Below are 3,414 nucleotides of genomic sequence, written 5' to 3'. Positions count from 1 at the left end.
GGTACACCAGCGTACCGTCGGCCTGCCAGCGCGCCAGGTCGCCGCTCTTGTACAAGCGTGCACCGGGCTGCTGCGAAAAACGGTCGGCGACGAAGCGCTGCTCGGTCAGTTCCGGCTGGTTCAGGTAGCCGCGCGCTACGCCGGCGCCGCCCACGTACAGTTCGCCTGGCACGCCTACCGGCGCCGGCTGGCCTTGCGCATCCAGCAGATATACGCTGAGATCCGGTATGCGTACGCCGATCGGGCTGACGCCACCGCGCACGGTATCGGCAGCATCGATAGGCTGGTAAGTGACGTGCACCGTTGTTTCGGTGATGCCGTACATATTGATCAGCTGCGTGGCGCAACCGGGGTTCTGCGCATACCACGGGATCAGGGTCACAGGTTCCAGCGCCTCGCCGCCGAAAATCACCTGCCGCAACTGATGCGTCTGGGCGCCGTCGCCTTGCGCTGCAATCAGCTGGCGGAAGGCGCTTGGCGTCTGGTTCAGAATGGTCACCTGTTCGCTGCAGAGCAGACGATAGAAATCTTCCGCCGAACGCGCCGTTTCCAGCGGCACCACCACCAGCCGGCCGCCATGCAGCAGCGCCCCCCAGATTTCCCATACCGAGAAATCGAAGGCAAAGGAATGGAACAGGGTCCAGACATCTGCTGCGCCGAAATGGAACCAGGCATCGGTGGCGGCAAACAGGCGCGTGACATTGCGGTGTTCAACCATCACCCCCTTCGGTGTGCCGGTCGACCCCGAGGTGTAGATTACGTAGGCCATGTCCGACGGCGCCAGATGGCCGCCGCCGGGATTATGGTCCGGATAGTCGTTCCAGACAGGTAGCTGCAGATCCAGCACCGGCAACTCCGGCGCAATCGTCGCTTTCACCTGCAGCCAGCCGCCTTCGATCCCGCCCTGCGTCAGCACTATCCGTGGCGCGCTGTCGCTCAACATGTGTGCCAGGCGGTCCGCCGGATAAGCCGGATCCAGCGGCACATAGGCCGCGCCTGCCTTCAGCACGGCCAGCAAGGCGACCACCATGGCCAGGCCGCGTTCGACGCAGATCGCCACTCTATCGTCAGGCTGGACACCCAACTCGCGCAGGTAATGCGCCAATTGATTGGCCTGGCGGTTGAGCTCGGCATAACTCAGCTGCTCCGTCCTGTGCACGACTGCCACTGCCAGCGGAGTTTTTGCCGCCTGCGCTTCGAACAGTTGCGGCAAGCGCTGCCCGGGATGCTGTTCCTGCATGGCGTTCCAGCTGTTGACGATCTCATTCCGCTCAGTCGCGGGCATGACGTCGATGCTATTGATGGCCCGTTCCGGCGTTGCTTCCAGCGCCGCGACCAATCCTTCCAGCGCCGTTTCCATATAGCCGCAAATGCGCATTGCGCCCACAGCAGGCATCACCTGCGCGGTCAAAGCGAAACCTTGTCCCAGGTCGTCGACCGACAGGCTCAAGGGATAGTTGCTGCGCTCTTCTCCTGAAATCTGCGTGATGCCTTGCCATACGGCCTGCTCTGCCGGCGACGGTTCGCCGAGCGTGCTGTGGCGATAGTTGAGCAAGGCCGAGAACAAGGGCTGCGGCGCGGCGATCGCGCTGGCTCGTTGCGCCAGCGCCAGCGAGGCGTGTTCGTGCTCCATCAGTTGCACCAGCAAGGCGTGGGTATGCCGTACGCTGGCTGCGACGCCTTGTCCATCGATGTTGACGCGCAGCGGCAGCGTATTGATCAGCAGGCCCATCATGCGGTCGGCGCCCTCGCCGCCCTGCATGCGGCCGAACAGCACCGTGCCGAACACCACATCGCTGCGATTGGCGACCCGCGCCAGTACCTGCGCCCAGGCCAGATGGCACAGGCTGGCGGCGCTCACGCCGAGCTGCCGCGCCTGCTGCCGCAAGCGCTGCGACAGCGCCGCGCCGAGCCGCACATGGCTCTCTTCCAGGCCATCGCCATCGCCATGCACCTCCAGCAAGCCGAAGGGTGCTGTCGGTTCATCGACACCCTCCAGCATCTGGCGGAAAAACGTTTCATGCGCTTCGGTGCTGGCGCCCAGCCGGGCTTGCGCAACGTAATTGCGGAACTGCAGCGGCGCCGGCAATTGCGCTTGCCGTCCCTGGAGATACTCCCCGATCTCGGCATGGATGACTTCCAGGGTAGTGTGGTCGTTGATCAGGTGATGCACCAGGGTTAGCAGCACCCAGCGCTGCTGTGCAGCGTCGTAAGCAAAGCTGGTGCGCATCAATGGCGCCTGGGTAAGATCCAGCCGGGTATGGCGAGGATCGAAGCGCGCACGCAACTGGCCGGCAACCTCACCATCGGCTGGATCGAGGATCAGTTCTTCCTGCACCAGCGGTGCAGCGCGCCAGACCACCTGCAGCGGTTCCGGCACACCTTCCCAGACGATGGCGGTGCGCAGCACGTCGTGGCGCTGTATCACGCTTTGCAAAGCGGCCAGGTAAGTTTCCAGCCGCTGCCGCGTGTCGAAGCTGGTCATGCCCACCAGCAGATAGGGATCGCCTTCCTTCGCCATCAGGTGATGGAACAAAATCCCTTCCTGCAAGGGCGCCAGCGGATAGATATCCTGCACATTGGCAGCCCCGCCCGGCACCCGTTCGACCACGCGCGCAATCTCCGTCTCGCTCAGGTTCACCAGCGGCAGCATCGCCGGCGTAATCTGTGCGCAGCCGGCCGGGATCAGGTTGGCCGGCACCGCCACCAGGCGGCTTTCCGCACCGACCGACGCTGCCAGTCCGGCCAGCGTCGGCGTCGCAAACAGCGCCCGCACCTCGGCCGTCAAGCCTTGCTGGCGCATCCTTTCCATCAGGCTCACCGCCAGCAGCGAATGGCCGCCCAGCGAAAAGAAATTGTCATGGCGGCCGATGCGTTCGATCTGCAACAGCGCTGACCAGATCGCCGCCAGCGCGATTTCAGTCTCGCCTTGCGGCGCCTCATAACTGCTCGCAGCGTAGGCATCGCTGGCCGGCGCCGGCAGGTTCTTGCGGTCCAGCTTGCCGTTGGCCGTCAGCGGCAAGGCTTCCAGCGTGACATAGGCAGCCGGCACCATATAGTCCGGCAGATTGCCGCTCAGGTGTGTGCGCAACGTTTCGACATCGACCTCTTGATTGACGACGATATAGGCCACCAGGCGCTTGTCGCCCGGCGTATCTTCGCGTGCAATCACCACCGCTTCGCGGATCGCCGCATGCGTAGCCAACTGCGCTTCGATTTCGCCCAGCTCGATGCGGAAACCGCGGATCTTGACCTGGAAGTCGTTGCGGCCCAGGTACACCAGCGTACCGTCGGCCTGCCAGCGCGCCAGGTCGCCGCTCTTGTACAAGCGTGCACCGGGCTGCTGCGAAAAACGGTCGGCGACGAAGCGCTGCTCGGTCAGTTCCGGCTGGTTCAGGTAGCCGCGCGCTACGC

Annotated in this window: 1 protein-coding gene; it reads right to left on the bottom strand. The window is 64.2% G+C overall.

Annotated features, from left to right (window positions below; all coding sequences use genetic code 11):
* On the bottom strand, positions 1-3,414 hold a 3,414-nt coding region (locus VNZ65_RS09600; RefSeq protein WP_325668354.1), incomplete at both ends, for an amino acid adenylation domain-containing protein.

It is taken from the genome of Collimonas sp. (assembly GCF_035566555.1).
Taxonomy (GTDB): Bacteria; Pseudomonadota; Gammaproteobacteria; order Burkholderiales; family Burkholderiaceae_D; genus Collimonas.
This window is presented reverse-complemented; position numbering and strand designations above follow the sequence as displayed.